At 38.8% G+C, this 21,945-nt stretch carries 16 protein-coding genes, 1 pseudogene and 1 CRISPR repeat array; of the genes and pseudogenes, 3 read left to right on the forward strand and 14 right to left on the reverse strand.

Going from position 1 to position 21,945, the window contains the following annotated elements; translation table 11 throughout:
* Nucleotides 1–3: 3 nt before the first annotated feature.
* The 9 genes from CST_RS07705 to CST_RS07740 all read right to left on the reverse strand — a co-directional run bounded on the left by CST_RS07705 (nucleotide 4) and on the right by CST_RS07740 (nucleotide 9,582).
* The gene (locus CST_RS07705; protein WP_015359303.1) at nucleotides 4–1,074 is read right to left on the reverse strand and encodes a uridine kinase family protein; all 1,071 of its coding nucleotides are present in this window, start codon (nucleotides 1,072–1,074) and stop codon (nucleotides 4–6) included.
* The gene (locus CST_RS07710; RefSeq protein WP_338064561.1) at nucleotides 1,067–1,432 is read right to left on the reverse strand and encodes an ECF transporter S component; all 366 of its coding nucleotides are present in this window, start codon (nucleotides 1,430–1,432) and stop codon (nucleotides 1,067–1,069) included. The genes CST_RS07705 and CST_RS07710 overlap by 8 nt, the downstream gene beginning before the upstream one ends.
* On the reverse strand, nucleotides 1,408–1,599 hold the full coding sequence (locus CST_RS13865) for a hypothetical protein (RefSeq protein ID WP_015485030.1): 192 nt from the start codon (nucleotides 1,597–1,599) through the stop codon (nucleotides 1,408–1,410). The genes CST_RS07710 and CST_RS13865 overlap by 25 nt, the downstream gene beginning before the upstream one ends.
* 467 nt (nucleotides 1,600–2,066) lie before the next feature.
* Nucleotides 2,067–2,870, reverse strand: a complete 804-nt coding sequence (locus tag CST_RS07715; protein WP_015359305.1) for a glycerophosphodiester phosphodiesterase family protein — start codon at nucleotides 2,868–2,870, stop codon at nucleotides 2,067–2,069.
* A gap of 4 nt (nucleotides 2,871–2,874) precedes the next feature.
* A complete protein-coding gene (locus CST_RS07720; RefSeq protein WP_015359306.1) occupies nucleotides 2,875–4,155 on the reverse strand; it encodes an MFS transporter in 1,281 nt (426 codons plus the stop codon).
* 60 nt (nucleotides 4,156–4,215) lie between these two features.
* Nucleotides 4,216–5,568 carry a sn-glycerol-1-phosphate dehydrogenase gene (locus CST_RS07725; RefSeq protein ID WP_015359307.1) on the reverse strand — a complete coding sequence of 451 codons (1,353 nt, stop codon included), beginning with the start codon at nucleotides 5,566–5,568 and terminating at the stop codon, nucleotides 4,216–4,218.
* A gap of 20 nt (nucleotides 5,569–5,588) precedes the next feature.
* Nucleotides 5,589–7,160, reverse strand: coding sequence for a sodium/proline symporter PutP (putP, locus tag CST_RS07730; protein ID WP_015359308.1), 1,572 nt, complete (start codon nucleotides 7,158–7,160; stop codon nucleotides 5,589–5,591).
* Nucleotides 7,161–7,275: 115 nt separating this feature from the next.
* Nucleotides 7,276–8,073, reverse strand: coding sequence for a YlmH family RNA-binding protein (locus tag CST_RS07735; protein ID WP_015359309.1), 798 nt, complete (start codon nucleotides 8,071–8,073; stop codon nucleotides 7,276–7,278).
* 138 nt (nucleotides 8,074–8,211) lie between these two features.
* Nucleotides 8,212–9,582 (reverse strand): sn-glycerol-1-phosphate dehydrogenase, encoded by a 1,371-nt coding sequence (locus CST_RS07740; RefSeq protein ID WP_015359310.1) that lies wholly within the window; start codon nucleotides 9,580–9,582, stop codon nucleotides 8,212–8,214.
* Nucleotides 9,583–9,956: 374 nt separating this feature from the next.
* Between CST_RS07740 and CST_RS13525 the strand changes: the two genes are divergently transcribed.
* Together CST_RS13525 and CST_RS07745 are read left to right on the forward strand one after the other, a co-directional pair.
* Nucleotides 9,957–10,115 carry a hypothetical protein gene (locus CST_RS13525; RefSeq protein ID WP_015359311.1) on the forward strand — a complete coding sequence of 53 codons (159 nt, stop codon included), beginning with the start codon at nucleotides 9,957–9,959 and terminating at the stop codon, nucleotides 10,113–10,115.
* A gap of 103 nt (nucleotides 10,116–10,218) precedes the next feature.
* Nucleotides 10,219–11,100, forward strand: a complete 882-nt coding sequence (locus CST_RS07745) for an AraC family transcriptional regulator (RefSeq protein ID WP_015359312.1) — start codon at nucleotides 10,219–10,221, stop codon at nucleotides 11,098–11,100.
* Nucleotides 11,101–11,160: 60 nt separating this feature from the next.
* On the opposite strand, the gene CST_RS07750 is transcribed toward CST_RS07745, so the two are convergent.
* From CST_RS07750 to CST_RS07765, 4 genes are all read right to left on the reverse strand, one after another.
* Complete coding sequence (locus CST_RS07750) at nucleotides 11,161–13,371, reverse strand: alpha-galactosidase (protein ID WP_015359313.1); 2,211 nt, start codon at nucleotides 13,369–13,371, stop codon at nucleotides 11,161–11,163.
* Between the two features lie 37 nt (nucleotides 13,372–13,408).
* The gene (locus CST_RS07755) at nucleotides 13,409–14,239 is read right to left on the reverse strand and encodes a carbohydrate ABC transporter permease (protein WP_015359314.1); all 831 of its coding nucleotides are present in this window, start codon (nucleotides 14,237–14,239) and stop codon (nucleotides 13,409–13,411) included.
* 10 nt (nucleotides 14,240–14,249) lie between these two features.
* Nucleotides 14,250–15,152, reverse strand: a complete 903-nt coding sequence (locus CST_RS07760; protein WP_015359315.1) for a carbohydrate ABC transporter permease — start codon at nucleotides 15,150–15,152, stop codon at nucleotides 14,250–14,252.
* 95 nt (nucleotides 15,153–15,247) lie between these two features.
* Nucleotides 15,248–16,570, reverse strand: a complete 1,323-nt coding sequence (locus CST_RS07765; RefSeq protein ID WP_015359316.1) for an ABC transporter substrate-binding protein — start codon at nucleotides 16,568–16,570, stop codon at nucleotides 15,248–15,250.
* A gap of 377 nt (nucleotides 16,571–16,947) precedes the next feature.
* Here CST_RS07765 and CST_RS13910 point away from each other — a divergent pair.
* Nucleotides 16,948–17,205 (forward strand): annotated as a pseudogene (locus CST_RS13910) (IS3 family transposase); the annotation flags it as partial.
* A gap of 44 nt (nucleotides 17,206–17,249) precedes the next feature.
* A CRISPR array of direct repeats spans nucleotides 17,250–21,376; the repeat unit is 30 nt; unit sequence ATTTACATTCCAATATGGTTAGATTCAAAG.
* A 287-nt stretch (nucleotides 21,377–21,663) separates the two neighbouring features.
* Here the strand turns inward: CST_RS13910 and cas2 are convergent.
* Nucleotides 21,664–21,942 (reverse strand): CRISPR-associated endonuclease Cas2, encoded by a 279-nt coding sequence (cas2, locus tag CST_RS07770; RefSeq protein WP_015359318.1) that lies wholly within the window; start codon nucleotides 21,940–21,942, stop codon nucleotides 21,664–21,666.
* Between the last annotated feature and the right edge of the window lie 3 nt (nucleotides 21,943–21,945).

The following is a 21,945-nucleotide window of genomic DNA, read 5'->3' on the forward strand; positions in this document are numbered from 1 at the left end:
GCATCAAAGTTCATAAACCAAATCACATTTCTGTGGTATTTTAAGTTCACAGAAATATCTGTTCTCCAAAGGTATCCATTCGTTAATAAAGCGCTCAAACATTTCAGGTCCGTTTCTTTCAAAAATCCGCGCTTTTTGCTTCTCCTCATCAATATGCAGGAATATTTTCAAGTCATATTCGTCTATTAAATATGGATGCAGGCTGTAACTGCCTTCAACTATATTCAGCCTTTTTCGGAAAACCCTGACCGGTGCTTCAAATTCACATGTTGAACAGTTGTATCTGCGGTATGAAAACACCTCTTTTTTTCTGATATTGTCCAAAATCTCATGCCTGAAACGGACATAATCAACGTTTCCCCCGGGCTCCTTAAGCCGTTCTTCGGTTCTGAGCTCCGGCGTAAGAAAAAAATCATCCATATGGAATATATTGCAGTCATATATCCCGCCAAGCAACTCTGCCAGAAAGCTTTTCCCGGCACCGCTGTTTCCGTCTATTGCAACGATTACAATTTCCTTTTCTTTTAGCAAAAGGTCGATTTTTAAAAACACATCAAAAAAAGTTCCGTATTCCGCCCGTATTACCCGATAGTGAGGATTATATGCCTTTCTGTATTCCTCACTGTGGCTTACAGGAGGATACCCCTTTTCCTTAAGAGCTTCAACAAATACCTCCACTTCATCCTTTTTAAAAGGTAACAATCCGTCTTCACAACATTTCTTCATTATATTCACTTTTCTTTCAAAACTTTCAGCGTTTCCCCGAATTGAATTGGATGTGTTCATAAAAAAACGGTTTATTGTAGCAATACTTATTTTAAATTCGGATATTCTGTGCAGATACAGACGCACAAGACCGTTCCCTATGTCTTCAAAAAGGGGGCTTTCACTGCCCAACCGGCTGCTGATAATTTCGTCTATTTCAGCCTGTAAACGCTTTCGGCATTCCGGTTCGCTGTCAATGAAATGCCCCCCGGCAAATTCATTCTGATATATAAGCTTAACCATGTCCTGTATCTGCATTTTCGGATATGTATTATAATGTCTCAGCAAAATTTCCTTTATATCACTCATTGTATATCAGGTTTCCCCTTTTTAATGCAATAACAACGGCAGGTATTAATACTATTTGCAGAATAATCCCCGGTATGGCGTTGCCAACAGCCCCTGCAAAAAACACCTGCCAAGTAAACGGAGAATTGCTGAATCCTAAACCATACAGTGCCAGGCTCACAATTCCCCATACAATTCTCCCACAAATCATGGAAATAATCAATGTAACATAAATAAATATATTTTTCTTTTCAAAAACCTTATACAAAATTCCGGTTACAAAACCGTATGCGGCAAGTTCAAAAGCCATTGCCACAGCAGAAAGCATCGGCGGCATGCCAAACAAAATGCTTCTTAGCAACGGCGTAATAAAACCCACAGCCCATAAGGCCAGCCCAATACATACCCGCAGAGCAAAACAGGAATATGCATAGGCAAAAGCATTCTTCCGATTTCAGGTATATGTCCTGTGACAGAGGGCAACACAATTCCAAGTGCGATAAAAAACCCTGCCAGCACGACGTTTGTTGGTGAATTTCGTCTCATCTGTCATCTCCTCCGTACATTTTTGTTTTTAATATGAAATAAAATAAAAAACCACGAAAATATTCGCTTTCTTCTGAAAGCAAATACCTTCGTGGTATTTTCATTCTTTCGTAGCGGCCCGGGTAACTTTTTAAAACGACTGTTCCGCTTCTGCGGAATTTTTTATAGATTATAACACATCACCGGGCATATTATCAACAATCATCCGCTGACCAATCAGCAACGCAATTTTAATCATTTTTAAAATAACAGCCAGCAAATAAACAGTGGTTTTTATTTTTACCTGAAGCTGACTCAAAGAATTTAGTTTTTATGGAACCATAGCCCTTGTACTCCGTCGCGATCAATCAGGGTATTGCAAATTGATAAAACTCTTTGCTGAAACGCTCTGCCTCAATTACATCAAATTTCTCCCGGGCTTTATCCCCAGAATTTAAAAATCTGTTGACATTGGCAGAAATTTCGCTTCAGGCGTCTATTTCTTCGAAAATCACCGAACCGTAAACCCCGGAAGCTTCAGTTATATCTTTTTTACCTTTCACCGTCCAAGGTATACACAGCGGTTTAAACACACACCGGCATAAAAAGTATCCAAAGGAATCATCCCTGTACCGATATGCAATGAAATCGGGTCGTGAAAAAACGTTTACAAAAAGGTTTCTCATCATAAACGCCTTAATTGGCGAAAGATCGCTGTTTTCAGTTGTAAAACGCATGGAAAGCTGCCCGCGGATAACTTCAGGCCTGTTTTTTCTGAACCACCTGACCACAAAGGGATCAAAGGATTCTATGCAGATAAATCCATTATACTTTTTTATTATGTCGCTTACTGCAACGCACAGTTCCTCTATTGGCCCCTTATTATCGGATTTTATTTCACATATCACCGGAACGCCGTTCAAAACTTCAAGCGCCTCGGTAAGCAACGGTATTTTTTCATCCGAGCCTGCTATATTACAGCTTTGCAGTGCATCATATGTAAGCTCGCCAACCTTTATATCCCTTCCACACAGTAGTTTTAATGAATCATCATGAAACACAACAACCTTTTTGTCAAGAGTGAAACGTACATCCAGTTCTACGCCAAAATTTCTTTCACTTGCCATTCTGAAAGCCTTCAGCGTATTTTCAGGAATGCCTTTCCCATGGAGCCCTCTGTGGGCAAAAAGTCGTACAGGCAATGCTTCAATCCTTTTTTGGTTGGGTTTTATCAGATACAAAACAATCAAAAACATAATAGTTAAAATACCTATAATGCATCCGATTATCATACTGTTAATCACCTATATCCAACATTTCAAGTTTTTCCTCGGGCGGCAAGGGTTTAGAGTCGCCATGGCGGACAGTCAGCATTGTGCAGAACGCCATAATCATAAATACCGCAGCATATGGAAAAAGGGTTCTGTATCCCACGTGTTCCAGCAAAGCCCCTGAAAGAACCGGCGTAAGGATTTGCGCCGACATTGAAAAAGTATAATAATACCCGGTGTATTTTCCCACGTCAGACCCTTTTGCCATCTCCACAACCATTGGATAGGAGTTGACATTGATCGCCGCCCAGCCTGAGCCAACCAGAGCCAGAAATACCGTTATAAGCGGATGATATGATGTAAAAAACGACGCCGCGGCAAAAGAAACAAACATCATTGTTATGCCTATAAGAATTGTCTTTTTGCGCCCTATTTTTGAAGCTATTAAACCCACAGGGATATACGATACAACCGCAGCAGCGGTGGCCACAAGCAGGCTTGACGCGAAACCTCCACCTTTAATCCCCAAGACCGTCTGGGCATATTTGGAAAATGCCGTTGTAACGGCATTATATGCCATAAACCAGAAAAATATGGATAACAGTATAAAAATAAGGCTTCGCCTGACATCCTTAGGTAAAGCGTTGCCCGTTACCGAAGCCGTTTCTTCAACATTTGCTCCGTGACCGTTTGTTTCCTGCATCTCGGCAACCAGTTTGTTCTCATTTATAATCAGAAAGAGGACAACTACAGAAACAATCATTAACCCTGAAACTATTAAAAACAGCGGGGAATAATCTGGCTTGGCGACGTCCGGAACCAATAACGAGATAATAACCAATGTAAATGCCCCACCCAGCGCTCCCATCAGATTGATTATTGCGTTTGCCTTGGAACGAAGGGGTTTAGGGGTTACGTCAGGCATTAACGCAACAGCCGGGGAACGATAGGTACTCATGGCCAAAAGAGTTATTAAAAGCGCAACAACAAATAATACAAAATTCAATGTATTGTCTCCATACGGAAGAAAATTCATGGCTGCAACAGCTAATGCCGTACCTCCGATAATATAAGGCATTCTTTTTCCTATTTTTGTTGAAGTCCTGTCGGATAAAGCTCCAAAAAACGGAAGCATAAAAAGCGCAAGGATGTTATCCATCGCCATGATACCTCCGGCAACCGTGTCGCCGATATCAAACGTATTTTTCAAAATCAGCGGAACTATGCTGTCGTAGAGCTGCCAGAAAGCACAGATGGAAAAGAATGCAAGACCTATGATTACCGTACGCGTGTAATTAAGTTTCACAAAAAAACCCCCCTTCTCATTCAAACATATCATTTAAAACAGGGGGGTGTCAATTTAAATTTACCATACGCTTCTACACACATGTTTTGCTTCATCGAGAAGCCCCAGATCCCATAGCAGCCTGCTGCCTATATACTTATCGCGGATATCCTTTGTAGCAAGGAAGGCTCCCTGCACCTCGCCGTCCGAAAAGCCCAGCTCTTTCGGCATTGTCGGCATGCCAAGTTTTTTCATATATTTTTCCACCTGCTCGGCCGGAGGCAATTCTTCAGAAATGATCTTCACAATTTCATCCCAGTTGTTTACAATAATATCCAGTCTCTTCGCATGTGACTCCGGATTGTATTTCCTTTCTTTTCTTTCAAGTTCAATCAATCCCTCGGCGCTCCTGCCAAGAAAACCGGCAAGAAATCTGTTCCACTCTTTCAGTGAAAATGAATTTACAAAATCACAAGCCTTTTTCCTGTCGGGGACAAGCCGGGCAATAAATTCATATACCCTGAGGCACAGAACTGTAGCAACACCGCACTGTATCCCGTGAAGGGCTGAGGGTGTATTAAATTCAATTGCCCTCATGTCCCAGAGGTGTGAAAAATAATGCTCCATTCCTGAGGCAGGCCGCGAAAGCCCTGCAAAACTCATCGCAATACCTGATATTATAAGTCCCTCAATAACGGGTTTTATATCATCAGGTTCGGTAAACTCCAGGCTTTCAATTTGCATACAATTCTTCAGGGCATTCCGCACCATCGATGCAATTTCTTCGCAGTAGTATTCCCCGGTTATCAGGTGCGACAGACGCCATTCGCATATACTGATATATTTTGCGAGCATATCCCCTATTCCCGCCTGCAAAAGTATCTTCGGCGCGTTACATAAAACTTCTGTATCGGCCACAATCACACAGGGGCAAACAGTGCCCAGACTGACCTTTATTCCGTCCCTGATCATTGACGATGTGGCAGATGCATATCCGTCCATCGACGGAGCCGTCGCCACAATCATGTACGGTTTGCCCGTAATGCATGCAACCATTTTACCGATGTCGTTGATTGTACCCGAGCCTATTCCGACAATAAAATCACATTTACCGTCATAATGCATTATTGCTTTTCCGACAGCCAACTCGTCCGGTTCAATGCGTTCAGAATCAAATACATACAAAGAATACGGAAGATTGTAACGTTCGATATTTTTGCATACTGTTTCCCCTGCCGCCGCATATGTATTTCTGTCAGCTATGACATAAACATTTGAACCGCCGTGCTTTTTTATAATATCGGGTATTTTCGCCAAAGCCCCCCGCTCTATAATAATCTCCTTTATTTGGTTTTTGTGCATTTTTCCGCAACGGCATTTAATTTCGGCCCCAGAAATACCGTCCACGGAGAGGTTTTCCATAATTTCAGTCATATACAAATTCCTCTTTTTCTTTATTGTGCCTCCGCTTTATACATCCTGGCACGCTCAAATTCTTCCAGAATTTCCTCCAATGGTTTTTCGGATATTAATGAAACAACCACTATAACTATACATGAAATTATAAACGCAGGCAACAGCTCATAGATGTCAAAAGCTCCGCCAAGAGGCCTGATGAGAAGTTTCCATATAAACACCGTCGAACCGCCCGCAACCATACCAGCTATCGCACCGCTTCTTGTCGTCCTTTTCCAGAAAAGCGAGAACAGCATAACAGGTCCGAATGTTGCACCGAAGCCCGCCCATGCAAAGGCGACAACATTGAATATCACGCTGTCTTCGTCAAGAGCAATGAGCATTCCGGCTACTGCTATTAACAAGAGCACTATTCTTGAAACAATCATAACTTCCCGGTCGGATGCTTTTTTTCTGACAATACCCTGGTATATGTTTTTCGATACCGCAGAAGTAGCTATTAAAAGGTACGAATCCGACGAACTTATTGTTGCTGCAAGAATTCCAGACATAACAATTCCGGCAGCCAATGGCGGCAACAGATTCGAACTCATAAGCACAAATATGTTTTCCGCATCGCTTTGGGTGAGAAAAATGTTCGGATATAAAATCCTTCCCACAAGTCCTATTGAAACCGCCGAAACAAGTGAAATAACACACCATGTGGTACCTATCACTCTTGACTTGTAAAGTTCATCCGGGTCGCGTATTGCCATAAATCTTAACAATACATGGGGCATTCCGAAATACCCCAGCCCCCATGACAATGTGGATATGACGGATAAGAAACCATATGAGCCTGCTTCCCCGAAAAGAGGCTGTCCTGTCTCCGACAGCTTTTGCACACCGTTTTCCACCAAAGGTCTGGCTATGCCAAAGAACTCAAGAAAGCCGGGAATATTGCGAATATTGCTTATTATATTCGATACTCCTCCTGCCGTAACAGTACCGATACCAAGGACTGTAACAAGGGCAAAAATCATTACCACTGCCTGCATAAAATCCGAAGCGCTTTCGGCAAGAAATCCGCCGATTATTACATAAGAAAGCACAAAAAGCGCTCCGATGACCATCATAAACTGATAACTTAACCCAAAAATCGTACTGAACAGCTTTCCGACGGTAACAAAACAGCTTGCTGCATAAACAGTGAAAAAAATCAGAATAAAAAGAGCCGAAACAGTCATTATTACCTTTTTCTTTTCCTTAAATCTGTTGCTTAAAAAGTCGGGTATTGTTATAGCGTCGCCGGAAATGGCGGAATAACTGCGAAGTCGTTTTGCCACCACCAGCCAGTTTATATATGTACCCAAAGCAAGTCCAATCGCAGTCCATATTGCATCGCTCAGCCCAACCCAGTAAGCAACGCCGGGAAGTCCCATTAAAAGCCAACCGCTCATGTCAGAAGCTTCCGCACTCAGTGCAGTCATCCAAGGTCCTATGGTCCTTCCTCCCAGAAAAAAATGTTTACTGCTTTCATTTGCACGCCTGGCATAATATAACCCTATAAGTATAACGAGGATCATATATGCAGACATTGCAATGAGCATTTGAAACCTGTCTCCGGTCATGAACCTTTCCTCCTCATAAATAATACTGTATAATTATACTAATAGGTTAATATAATTTCAACAACTTCTGCCAATCGGCGGAACATAATGAATAATTATACACATGAATTAAAAATCATATATATTTCGCAATAACAACCCTGATACGTCCTTTTCCTGTTTTTCCGCCGACCTGCTGCAAAACTGCCTTTCCCATTCCCCTGACGGTAATAAAATCACCCTCATTTACCTGTTTGTCGGTTTTATTGCATTCAAGATAATTTAAAAAAACCCTGCCTGCCTTTATCGCTTCCGCAGCTTTTTCACGGCTGACCGAAAAGGCCGATGAAACTACGCTGTCAAGCCTGAGCGAAGCCACCGTATCGTTAATAATTTTAAATTTTGCCTCAGGTATGCGAATTTCACTAAGCGGTATAACCGATATTTCAAGTTTGGTTTTACCTGCCGAACTGAAATTGCTTTCAAGGTAAGGCACTACTTCCTTCATCACAATAATGTCGCTGCTATTACCATTAACCAGAATATCGCCTATAACTTCCCTCTTTAACCCGGTACCCAGGATGGCGCCAAGAATATCCCTGTGAGTAACGGAATTTACTGATGAATATTTCGCACGAATACAAGAAAGAGGATTTATATCATCATCGGTTATTTCTTCCGGTCGGATATAATCAGGCAGAAAAATCAGGACCGCCCTCTGCGCACCTTCATATCCTCCGTAAAAGACATGATCGGGATTTCCAAAATCTTTTATAAGCTTTCCAGCAACAGCCCGCTGGTGCTCGTTTAAAAAACCAGTCATGGTAAGTATATTTTTTTGCCGTGTCTTTTCCATTTTATCAAGAATCTGAGCCAGAACAAGTTTTACTTCCGGATCAGTTGTGTATTTGCCGGCTATTTCACTTTTGTTCATGTCAGCTCCCTCTCATTCGTATTCTTTGGGCTTAAAAATATATTTATCAAAGAGTTTAACATAATTATTCTTCCACCGGAAGTATATAAAAAAGCTTTTACCGGATTTCCGGTAAAAGCTTTTTCATGTGTAACTTTATTACACATAAAACTTCTGTCCCATTTCTTCGGCCAAATCGCCAAGCACTCCCAGATCCCATGCCAGTTGCAGAACCGTATACCTGTTTCTTATTTCTTTTGCGTACACCAGGCCGTTAAGAACAGTCTCCCTGTCCACGCCGAGCTCCTTTAGCGTTACAGGCGCGCCAATCTTCCGCAAAATATCCCTTATTTCATTATATGACGGTACTTCAGCCAAAATCTCAACAATTTCATTCCATCTGTCAATAATCCTTTTTACCCTCTTCATCCTTTTGTCATATGAATTTATTCCTTCCCTCTCATTAAGATCTATAACCTCCGCCGCAGAAACACGGAACAGCCTTTTTACGTCTTCAAGCCATTTGTTTTTGTCAAATTCCGACGCTTTTTTCGTTACTTCACTGAAATCAGGATTTAATTCAGATATTTTTTCCCTTATGTAATTCACCGCAATGGTATTAAATCCTACTTTAATCCCGTGAGGCGGGGATTCCTTACCGTCAAACATATAAACCATTTCGATGAAATGAGAAAGGTGATGTTCCGAACCTGAAGCAGGCCTTGAATTTCCGGTGTAGCTCATGGCAATTCCGGTTAACAGCAAACACTCCATCAGATTCCGAATGGCACTGTCATCCCTTTTTTGAAGTCTGTCCGCCGTCTCCACACATTTTTTTACCGAATACATTACCATATCTGAGACAAATTCGCAGTAATATTCATCATTTATGAGCCTTCCAAGTTTCCAGTCATTTATTGCCGAGTATTTTCCAATCACATCCCCAAATCCGGCCCTGATCATATCCATCGGCGCATTTTTCAAAATGTCAATATCGCCGATAATAGCTTTTGGCACCGTTGCCGATAATGTTGTCTTTAAACCGTTGATTGTCAGAGGAGCCGCAGTTGATGCATACCCGTCCATTGACGGAGCTGTGGCGACCATTATATACGGTATTTTCAGTTTGTAGCTCATGAATTTGCAAAGGTCGCTTATTACTCCCGAACCGACTGCGAGGATTACATCGGTGGTTTCAGGTAGATTTATTATAAACTCCCCCATGGCTTTCTCATCCGGTACAAGATTTCCTTCTCTGATATAAACAAGTTTGTAAAGTTCAAAATCTCCGTTCCTTAAAATTTTTTCAATGCCGGCACCTGCCACATTATAGGTATTTTCGTCCGCAACCATAAATATTTTCTTGAAATTAAAAAAAATGAGTATCTCAGGAATTTTAGCAATGGCACCGTTTTCGATAACAACCTTTTCAATATCAACGGAGTGTTCCCTGCCGCAGTTGCACAAAAAACCTCTTCCCAAATAATCCTGAATTTTGTATTTGCTTATATTTTCCCTCGCAAGTATCATATGAATCACCCATGTACAATTATACAGCATTTTATAAAGATATGAAATAATTTTATTTTGTATGAAATTTAATATAAATCGCAAACATTAAACACCGTGCAAATATAGAAAGCCAATCGTTTAGCAAAAAAGCCTAACATTTATTTTTATACAGCACTTTTTTGGCTGACCTATAACCGAACAGGTACTAATTAATCCCATCTTTCTGGTTTTTTGCTTTACTTACTTGCTATATCCACTTTTCAGTTTAAATCTCGTTAAAGTCTCAATCAGTGGCGTAAATTTCATGGAGGCTTACTTACAAAATAACCTCGATATAATTTCTGCTCTATTATGAAAAAACCCAAAACTTTTAAATCTGAGGATGTCATACTGTGGCTGCAAATAATAAAATGACACTTTTAGAACAACTTTGCAAGTATGTCCTTCCCCGGCTTTCCGAAACCGGTGGAAATGTTAAAGCTCTGGTGAAAATTATCCAGAAGGCTTATGTTCAAGGAGTATGTACCAGAAAACATAATTGTGAAATATGACAAATCATTTGTTTTTAAGGAAACTTAATGGTAAAATTTTATTTGTAACAAATTATCCAATAGTAGTGTCATGTCTGCATATCCGTTGGAATTGGAGGGTAATATGAAACCTAAATTCACCAATTCTGCAAGATATAAATGTCTTGAATATCTTAAAAAACATTCGGTCGATTTATATCTCTGTTATTGCGGAATGGAAGAATGTGAACCGGGGCATTATTATGGTCCCGCTACTCGCTCTGAATACTTGATTCATTACATATTAAGCGGAAAAGGTATTTTTCAGGCAGACGGAAAAACATATCACCTTGGAGAATATAATGCATTTGTAATATATCCTGATGAAATTACTTTCTACCAGGCAGATACGGAAGATCCATGGACTTATATCTGGGTGGGGTTTGGAGGAGCTAAGGCCGAAACCTGCTTAAACTATGCTTCACTTAACAAGGAAAACCGGATTGGTGTATTTAAATGTAAAGAGGAATTGGTGAATTGTGTTAAAGGAATGCTAAATGCCAGCAAACTGACATATGCAAACGATCTCAAAAGGGAAGGCTTTTTATTCATGTTTCTTTCGGCATTGATTAATGAAAATAATGCAAACGAACAGCATAATATCTATGACTATCCTTACCAGATCTATGTTGAACACGCCCTTGAGTTTATCGATCATAATTATGACAAAGACATAAAAGTAAATGACATTGCAAATTATATCGGTATTGACAGAAGTTATTTTGCAAACATTTTTAAAAAAATAATGCATGTATCTCCTCAGCAGTATCTGATAAATTATCGCTTGGAAAAAGCCCGTAATCTTCTAAAAAAATCAAACTTATCAATAAGTGAAATTTCAGAGCGGATAGGTTATTCCGATCCGCTTTATTTCTCTAAACTGTTTAAAAAGTACTATAATATAAGTCCAACCGAATACAGAACACAAATCGAAGAATTGGTCAGCGCAAGTAAAAAAGGCGAATGATATTTTATTCTTGCATAAGCTTAACAAATATGTATCATTCGCCTTTTTCCCATTCCGTATTTAGATACTTTTCAAATAAAAGATAATGGACGAAAAGTCATTTCCGTTTGCACATAATTCTTCATCCTTTAATACAATACCGACATTCATAAGTTCATCACCGTAATAATACCTTTCATTGTCGTTGTCAATAATATATTTCTTATCTCTGTCAAGCCCTACAAGTTTAAGCCTTTTCCAGCCTTTGTTAGCATAATTCAGAGTCTTGTAATACGCTGCAATAGCTTCTGATTTATCTTCTGATACAACTATCCAGGACGTTTCATTTCCGTCAAACGGGCTTAATATACGGTAAAATGTTCCTTTAAGAAAAAGTTCTCTGTGGAATTTATAAAAAGTAATCTGTTTTTTTATCTTTTCTTTTTCTTCTTCTGTTAATAAAGTCAAATCAAGTTCATAACCAAACACTCCGAAATAAGCTACATTGGCTCTTGTTTCAATAGGCGTAATTCTTCCTACTTGCTGATTGGGAACTTCTGAAACATGAGCTCCCATAGTACTTATTGGATAGAGCAGAGAAGTACCATACTGAATCTTCAGTCTCTCAATTGCATCAGTATTATCGCTTGTCCATACTTGCGGAGCATAATACAGTATTCCGGGATCAAACCGTGCCCCACCGCTTGAGCATGCTTCAAAAAGTATATATGGAAACCTCTCTGTCAATCTTGAAAATAAATTATATACTCCCAGAATATACCGGTGAAAAACCGTTCCTTGGCTGCCGGCTTCCGCCCCCAAAGAATAACACTCAGTTATATACCTGTTCATATCCCATTTTACATAGGATATTTTTGCACTGCTCAGAACTTTTTCCATTACGGAATAAATATAATCAACCACTTCTTTTCTCGAGAAATCCAAAACGTACTGGTTACGTGAAGCTGATGTCCTTCTTCCCGGGGTCGCAATTATCCAATCAGGGTGTTTTCTGTATAAGTTGCTGTCCTTATTTACTGATTCCGGCTCAAACCAAAGCCCGAATTTCATGCCCATTGATTCAATTTTGTCAGCCAGGCCTTCAATACCATCGGGAAGTTTTTTCCTGTTAACAATATTCCAATCTCCCAGCCCTGCTTTATCGTTGTCTCGGTTTCCAAACCATCCGTCATCAAGCACAAACAGTTCGATTCCAAGTTCCTTTGCTATTTCTGCCATTCTTAAAAGCTTTTCCTCAGTAAAATTTGCGCCAGTAGCTTCCCAACTGTTTATAAGAACCGGTCTGGGTTTGTCACGCCATTGTCTGCTTATAAGATGTTTGCTGAACAGCTTATGGAATGTCTGACTCATCTTATTGAGCCCCTCGTCTGAATAAACAATTATTGCTTCAGGTGTCTGAAAAAATTCTCCTTTTTCCAACGGCCACTCAAAAGTATCCGGATGAATACCCAGCATAACTCTTGTCATGTTGTGGGTATCTACCTCAACCTGTTCAAGATGGTTGCCGCTGTATATTAAGCTGAAACCATATACTTCGCCGCTGTTTTCATCCGTATTTGGTCTTTTTAGGGCAATAAACGGATTATGTTCCGCACTGCTAATACCGCGCATACTGTAAACCCCCTGTATGCCCTGCTGAAGTTTTCTCGTTTTAATATGCCGTTCCCGTGACCATGCGCCGGAAAGCTGGATCATCTCAAAATCGCTGTCAATAAAATCAATGCTTGCGCTCATTGCCCTTTCCAGCACAATCGTTTCTTCTCCTTTGTTTATGAACCTTGCGCTTCTGGCTATCGCAGAATAATTGTTGAATATTGTATAGCTCAAAACCAGTTCTGTTTTAATAAGTTCATCATACAGCGTTATTTCAAGGGTATCTGCATCGGCTGGTTCTTCCACATAAGTCGCCGGAAGGCCTTCTAAGCCATTCTTGCCTGCAAAAATTTCATGTTTTTTATATTCAAAACAGGATATTCTGCTCCCATTTTTCTGCTTTATCTCAAAAGCAGGGCTTCTAAAATCAGTAGTCCCATATGACGGATATTCTTGCATGGTATGCTGAAGTGAAAAAGCCGGATCATCTTCAAAAACATAAGCCGATAAGGGTCTGGCTTTTTTCTGGAATAAATGTGAAAATGACTTTCTGTCTTTTATAACTTTGCCGAAATAAAGGTTTCCAAGCTGTTTATTAGGCAATATTTTAATTATATAGCTGATGCTTTTATTATAAAGATGAAATTCACCAGATTCTTCATGAAAAATAATTGGCATTGTCATCCCCCTGTACAATTAATTTCCCTGATGAACGTCACATAGTCAGTCCTGATGTGGTTACACTTTGCATGAATTGCCTCTGGAATATGAAATAAATAAGTATCATTGGCCAGATGGCAAGAACAGAAGCCGCCATCAGAATGTTATACTTAACGGAATATGCACTTTGAATTTTGGCCAAAGCAGATGCCAATGTCGCATAGTCCGGGCTGGAGTTTACTATAAGAGGCCACATAAGGTCTTTAAACGCAAACAATGCAGTAAATATACTCAGCGCCACCATTCCTGACCTGACCAAAGGCAGCATTATTAAAACAAATGTCTGGCCTATGTTGCACCCATCAATTCTTGCCGCCTGTTCCAACTCAACCGGAATACTTTTGAAAAACTGGCGCAGTAAAAAGGTCCCGAATGCACTTACCAGTCCGGGAAAAACCAATGCAAAAATCGTATTCCTTGCCCCAAGTTTATCTACCATAAGGTACTGGGGGATAATGAAAACCTGTGTAGGGATCATCATCTGAAACAGTACAATTCCAAAACAGAAATCCCTCCCGGGAAAATTAAGCCTTGCAAATGCATATCCGGCCATCGAACTGAAAGCGACGGCACAGACCACACGCCAGAAGATCATTGAAAAAGTATTATAATACAGTCTTAAGAAATTATTCTGCTTAATCACATCAAGATAGTTTTCGATTCTCCATTTAGTAGGGAAAAATACAAAAGGATTCATTTGAGTGGCCTCAGTAACGGATTTAAACGATGTCAAGACCATCCAGACAAATGGCATAATCATAATAAATGATCCTATTATAAGAAATATATGTATGATAACCCTGTAAACTTTGTTTCTGACTGTCATTAAAATCCCCCTAGCCCATATAATTAACCCATCTTTTCTGCAGCTTAACTTGTATTACCGTAATAACTGAAATTATCAGAAGCAACACCATCACAATGGCTGAACCATAACCCTTGTTCAAATACTTGAATGAATTATTGTAAAAGAGGTAAACCAAAGATACGGTACTGTCATATGACGGTCTTGTCACATCAATCATCATGTAAACCACATCAAATACCTGCATGCATTGTATTACCGAAGTGGTAATAACAAAGAACAATGTCGGCGAAACCAGAGGTATTGTGATTTTAAAAAACTGAGTTATTGCGTTTGCACCATCTATGTTTGAAGCTTCATAATAAACTGTAGGAATATCCTGAAGTCCGGCAAGAATAAGTACCATATTATAACCCGTTGTACTCCATATACTGATAATTGCTATTGATATCAGGGCTACCTTGGGATCGTCTATCCAATTAACAGGGTTTAATCCTAATTGTTTCAAAACATAGTTAATAAGCCCGTAATGGTAATTATAAAGCCATCTCCAAACCATTGTAACTGCCGCAGGAGTTGCAATGACAGGCATGTAATAAATACTGCGGTATATGCCTCTTCCTTTTATATTTTTATTGAGCAACACCGCTATAACAGCAGCTAAAAAAACACTTACCGGAACAACAAATAAAGTATACAGCAGAGTATTTCTCACTGCATACCATACCTGTGAGTCATTTATCAGTTTCTTGTAATTTTCTAATCCTATAAATATATTACCCCGACCGAAATCGCCGCTTTTAAAAAAACTTAAATAAAATGTCTGTATTGCCGGTATAATGTTAAGAATTATAAGTCCAATTACAGCCGGAGCTACCAGGAACCAACCCCATAACCATTCATTTATCTTTGATTTGCTCTTTCCATCAATCATTTTTTCAGCCCTTCCCGAAGCCATTTTGAATAACTGGTACGGCAACTTTGTTCAAGTTGCCGCACCAATGATATATAACTCCGTTTATTCAAAACTTATCTTTCTTGCGCAAGGCTTTCGTTCATAACTGCTGCGGCATCCCTGCAGGCTTGTTCGACAGTTTTTTCGCCAGTGAAAGCACCTCTTAATTCTTCATAAACTTTATCTTCCCAAACAGCCGTTGTATTGGAGTACGGTCTTATTACCGCATAATCCAGCATATCAATAAAGCATTTGATATTGAAGGTTTTGTTGGATTCAACCCAAGCGTCTGCTGTTCCCTTATAAGCTGAAATTGCGATTCCAAGTTCCGCCTGTCTGAGCTGGCCTTCTTCAGAAGCAAGATATTCTACCCATTTCCATGCTGCGTCCAATTTCTTGGTATTCGGTGCTATGGCATATCCGAGACCGTTATAGATAGAGGCTCTTCCTCCATTTGGTGCTGCGGGGAGCACTGTTACATCAAAGTTTTTAGCCATATACTCGTTAGCGGCAAAACCTGAAAGATTCCATGAACCGAAGAAACCCATTGCGCAAAGTCCGTTCTGCATTGCCTCCGCCCGTTCTGCGTCACCGAATATTAGAGGGGATAATCCTTCTTTCACAAACCTTATATAAAATTCCATCGCTTCAATGGTCTTGGGGTCATCATATCCGGATTTTTTATCAGGAGTGATCACTGTTCCACCGTTCTGATAAATAAAGTTGTAGAAACCTTCCTGGTTATGCAGCGGAGCAAGAAAACCATACTGGGATTTATCGGGTTTCGTCAGTTTCTTGGCTGCTTCATAAAGATCATCCCATGTCCAGTTCTCATCAGGATATTCCAGACCTGCTTCGTCAAACATTGTTTTGTTGTACCATAATCCAATGGTATCAAAATCCTTTGGTATACAATATTGCTTACCGTTATAATTATAGAGGGAAACCAAGCCTTCAGGATAATTCTTCAGGTCTATCTTGTCACTGGAAGCAATCAAATCGTCCAGACTCTTTAACATTTCATTTGAAGCATACCGGTAAAAATTGTTGGAATGCATCCAGAAGGTATCAGGCAGGGTACCTGCTGAAGCTGCCGCATCCAATGCTGTCCAGTAATCTGACCATCCGTTCAGCTGGATTTCAATCTTGATATTGGGATTTTTCTCGGTAAACTCATCTGCCATTTTCTCAAAACCTAATGCCTGGTTGCTGTCCCATAATGCATATGTAACAGTAACAGGTTCAGCAGTCGATGTTGTCTTTTCACCTGAAATATTTTTCTGTGTTTTTGCAGGCTCTGTTGACTGCGACTTATCCACCGAAGTATTTCCGCAGCCTGCCAACATAGTCAATACAAAAATTAGTGACAGCATGGCAGAAAAAACCCTTCTTTTCATAACCCTCAAATCCTCCTTATTACGGTTTTTAAACCATTCTCAGTCGTATGTTATAATAAATTTTTTACATGTAGAATGGAATTGTGTGTTTCCTGTATGGAAATATGTGATTTTACAATATTGGCATAAACAGTTCCATTATGGTTAAATTCAAAGTATGTACGTTCAGTAATTTACCCTACCCTGCAGAGAATTTACGTTATAGTCTTAAATACGTAGAAAAATGTGTAACAAATGTCAACGCTGGAATATTTTTACCCAAAGGGGGTGCGGACAAAAACCTGGACTTAAAATAGAGCAGGAGCCCCCATGTGTATTCATATGAGGACAGAATGAAAGCAGTAGAGTTGTACAAACGAGACTGCAGCTGCCGTTGCTGGGCAATAGGAACCAGCCCGGATGCAGAGATAGTCAATACGATGTTGGATGGAGCCATAAGCAGTCTTTCAGATACAGAGCATCCAATCGTACACTCTGAGGGTAGCCACTACAGATGGCCTGGTTGGATTTCCAGGATGGAAGATGCAGGATTTATCAGGTCAATGTCCAAAAAAGGGTGTACTGCAGATAATTCCGCTTGTGAAGGGTTCTTTGGGAGGCTTAAAAACGAAATGTTTTACTACCACTCATGGGAAGATTCAAAGTTAATTAGAATTTTTAAGCTTAATCCCACCAAAGAATTTACACTCCAATATGGTTAGATTCAAAGATGTAACCCGGCTGCCTTAATAGCTTCTTCAGCTTATTTACATTCCAATATGGTTAGATTCAAAGTAAGGCCCGAGACCCACTCCCAAGGCCCATTAAGATTTACATTCCAATATGGTTAGATTCAAAGCCGGCGATGAAGAGGAAAAAATAAAGAATGATAATATTTACATTCCAATATGGTTAGATTCAAAGCTCGTAGGGAGCTTTTCAGATAAAGGCGGTACAGGATTTACATTCCAATATGGTTAGATTCAAAGGAAATACCGCGCGATACTCTTCCCTAAAATGCAATTATTTACATTCCAATATGGTTAGATTCAAAGCCTATTCCCATGAAGCTGTTTTTTCACTTCTTCCGATTTACATTCCAATATGGTTAGATTCAAAGAGTTTCCCCCCCCTACCCCTTTCAAAATACTAAAAAATTTACATTCCAATATGGTTAGATTCAAAGTTACTCTATTATTCCTTACATAATTAATATTATGTAGTGAATGTATGCTATACCATTTACATTCCAATATGGTTAGATTCAAAGCTGAATTGCCGCATCTGCAATATGAGCTGACTTAAATTTACATTCCAATATGGTTAGATTCAAAGTTTTTTAAGTCTGAAATTAAACTCCTGGGAGATGTAATTTACATTCCAATATGGTTAGATTCAAAGGTGGAACGGTTCTGGCCGATTTTTACAAAGATACTAAATTTACATTCCAATATGGTTAGATTCAAAGTATAGTATTCATCTCCATGCTCATACTTTAAATCAATTTACATTCCAATATGGTTAGATTCAAAGCCAACCTGTTTGGATGTTATAAAATCTATCACCTACATTTACATTCCAATATGGTTAGATTCAAAGTCGTCAACCCATATCTCCATCCTCGTGCTGTCCAGATTTACATTCCAATATGGTTAGATTCAAAGAGGAATTGAGGTTGAAGAAAAGAAAAAAAGAAGGAATTTACATTCCAATATGGTTAGATTCAAAGTATGCCTTTATACCGTGATCCGGGAAGACAATGAGTATTTACATTCCAATATGGTTAGATTCAAAGAACGCAGGCCCCTTTGATTCATTCTGACCAGTTGAGCTCATTTACATTCCAATATGGTTAGATTCAAAGGCTTTTCCAGCCTTGCTGACACCCTCTATTATATATTTACATTCCAATATGGTTAGATTCAAAGTTGTAGGGTGCATCTCAGATAAAGGCGGTACAGGATTTACATTCCAATATGGTTAGATTCAAAGGAAGAACGCAAAATGGTGTTTCGTTACGTACCCTAAATTTACATTCCAATATGGTTAGATTCAAAGTATTGCTATTCTATCCCCTAAATTAGCCACAAGAATATTTACATTCCAATATGGTTAGATTCAAAGGGTATCTTCCCAAACACAGCGTCAATTACCTCGGTAATTTACATTCCAATATGGTTAGATTCAAAGGACTGATGCAGGTAATATCCCTATGGATTTACCATATTTACATTCCAATATGGTTAGATTCAAAGATTATAAGGGTATATGGGAAAGATGGGTCAAAGATAATTTACATTCCAATATGGTTAGATTCAAAGTGATCAGGTCTTTTTCTACCCTGAACAAAAATCTTGATTTACATTCCAATATGGTTAGATTCAAAGTATAAGTAAAGAAAACACATAATCATAATTAAAACATTTACATTCCAATATGGTTAGATTCAAAGGTTCCAGCCGAAATGGGCCTTAACATAGACGGTTAATTTACATTCCAATATGGTTAGATTCAAAGTCTTTTATGCCCTGCTTTTTATTTTTGCTGGAGTACAATTTACATTCCAATATGGTTAGATTCAAAGGGTAAGAACCTACAATGAATACGACGAGGCCAGCGAAATTTACATTCCAATATGGTTAGATTCAAAGGCTGTTTTTGAGGAACGGGTTCTGAATCCTATTCCTGAATTTACATTCCAATATGGTTAGATTCAAAGTGAATCAAACGCCTTTGCATGGGGCGTTGCAGCTGTATTTACATTCCAATATGGTTAGATTCAAAGGACTGGTGCTTTGTTACGTACCCTACACCCCTTCAATTTACATTCCAATATGGTTAGATTCAAAGGCTACTTCGAGGCGCAGGCGGAGGCCGAGCGCCAGGATTTACATTCCAATATGGTTAGATTCAAAGGTAGAAGGTGGCTTTGTTCATCAGCCATTTGGCGATTTACATTCCAATATGGTTAGATTCAAAGTGTGCTTGAGGCTTGCATCGAAAAGTACCAAAACAATTTACATTCCAATATGGTTAGATTCAAAGCTTGTCGGGTTCATATCGGCGTCAGCACTTTATATCATTTACATTCCAATATGGTTAGATTCAAAGGGATGACAGCGGTTTTCAATTTACCCGCATAAAAACAAGATTTACATTCCAATATGGTTAGATTCAAAGCCACTTGCCGTTTCCTCGCCATCGAAAAGAATCGAATTTACATTCCAATATGGTTAGATTCAAAGGCAGCTCTTTCTAACATAAAATGAGTTGCATTGTAATTTACATTCCAATATGGTTAGATTCAAAGGATTTGGTTGCATTCGTAACCATTTCATCAAAAAAAATTTACATTCCAATATGGTTAGATTCAAAGCAAGCGTTCGTATCATGACGAAATATGTTTCTATCATATTTACATTCCAATATGGTTAGATTCAAAGGGAGCAGGAGGCTCAAGACATCGACTGGCTGAGTGAATTTACATTCCAATATGGTTAGATTCAAAGCATTATGAACGATGCTGACTGGAATACTCACATTGTATTTACATTCCAATATGGTTAGATTCAAAGCCTGCGCTTGTTCGCCCGGTTTACTATCTGCAAAAATTTACATTCCAATATGGTTAGATTCAAAGTACTTTTTCTGCCTTTACCCATCTTACATAATCTACATTTACATTCCAATATGGTTAGATTCAAAGGCAACCCTGCACTGCAGCTTGTGATAGCTAAAGCTGAATTTACATTCCAATATGGTTAGATTCAAAGGCTTCAACTTTTTCTTGTTTTTTCTTTGCAACTTTTATTTACATTCCAATATGGTTAGATTCAAAGATGGAAAGCCTTAGCCGTACCGCGTAAGGAGTTTAATTTACATTCCAATATGGTTAGATTCAAAGCACCCAAACACACATCCGAGGTCAAATTTTTGAAAATTTACATTCCAATATGGTTAGATTCAAAGGTGAGCTGATATGCATTACAACCTTGCCGGTTTTATATTTACATTCCAATATGGTTAGATTCAAAGGAAGGAGGAAGGCATGACATGACCAAACAGGAAGCATATTTACATTCCAATATGGTTAGATTCAAAGGCCGAGTTTCGCCACGAGTGCCTCATATTCGGCATATTTACATTCCAATATGGTTAGATTCAAAGAATAGCTCCAAACATAGATGTAATGTTTCATGATAGATTTACATTCCAATATGGTTAGATTCAAAGCAGTGCTGAGCGCTATACATACGACAAACGAGGGCCATTTACATTCCAATATGGTTAGATTCAAAGGTTATCACCTTTTGAGGAACCGGTGGACTATGTAAAAATTTACATTCCAATATGGTTAGATTCAAAGTGTTTCCGGTGTCATGTATGCGCCGTGTTTTCTGAATTTACATTCCAATATGGTTAGATTCAAAGGCACCCGGTGGAACATTCCCGACTGGAAACATTTACATTTACATTCCAATATGGTTAGATTCAAAGTCATGGCTGGATGAAGAGGCACAGAAGGTCTGGAAGAATTTACATTCCAATATGGTTAGATTCAAAGTCTAACCCTTATCGGTATTATATGGTCTACTTCTGATTTACATTCCAATATGGTTAGATTCAAAGGTTGTATTACGTTTTCCAAAAACTCTTTTAGAGAAAGATTTACATTCCAATATGGTTAGATTCAAAGTGGTCAAAATACTTTTGTCCTGTCACTTTCGCAATATTTACATTCCAATATGGTTAGATTCAAAGATTTTCGCGTGAATGCGTTTCCCAATAATTTTCTGAATTTACATTCCAATATGGTTAGATTCAAAGGCGATTAATTATAATACTTGAATTTCATATCTTTTAAGTACAGTTTCTGTCTATGATATAAGGTTAAAAAAATATGTATTACATACAGCTATATAAATTTTTTAAAATTATTCATTTTTCAAAGTCCGATACGTCTGTCGATCCCCTATATATTTTATGCTACTCATGATCGACAGATCAAGTCTGAAATTATTTCTTCGTCAAACTCAGAACTACGGTGGTATCCTCACGAGTTTTGCTGTAGATGCCATTAAGACTTCTCATTTTCTCACGAGAAAAAACAAAAGTCATAAGAAATTTGAAGTTGCATTATCTTCTTTTCCCCAAAACTCTTTATCCAGCCATTTCTCGTTCCTGGTTTTGAATACAATTAATGAATCTTTGTCTTTTCTCAAAAGTTTTTTTAAAGACATTTCCAATTTAAAAAGCTGAGATTCCGATAATTCACCCTCAAATACTGAATTTTGAACATGTACAAGGTATTTTTTACATTCTTTGAAAACTTTTCTTAAAACAGACGGACCTGTTTCATCAAGAACAATGTCATATACAAGTATAATATACATTTT

The organism is Thermoclostridium stercorarium subsp. stercorarium DSM 8532, from assembly GCF_000331995.1.
Taxonomy (GTDB): domain Bacteria; phylum Bacillota; class Clostridia; order DSM-8532; family DSM-8532; genus Thermoclostridium; species Thermoclostridium stercorarium.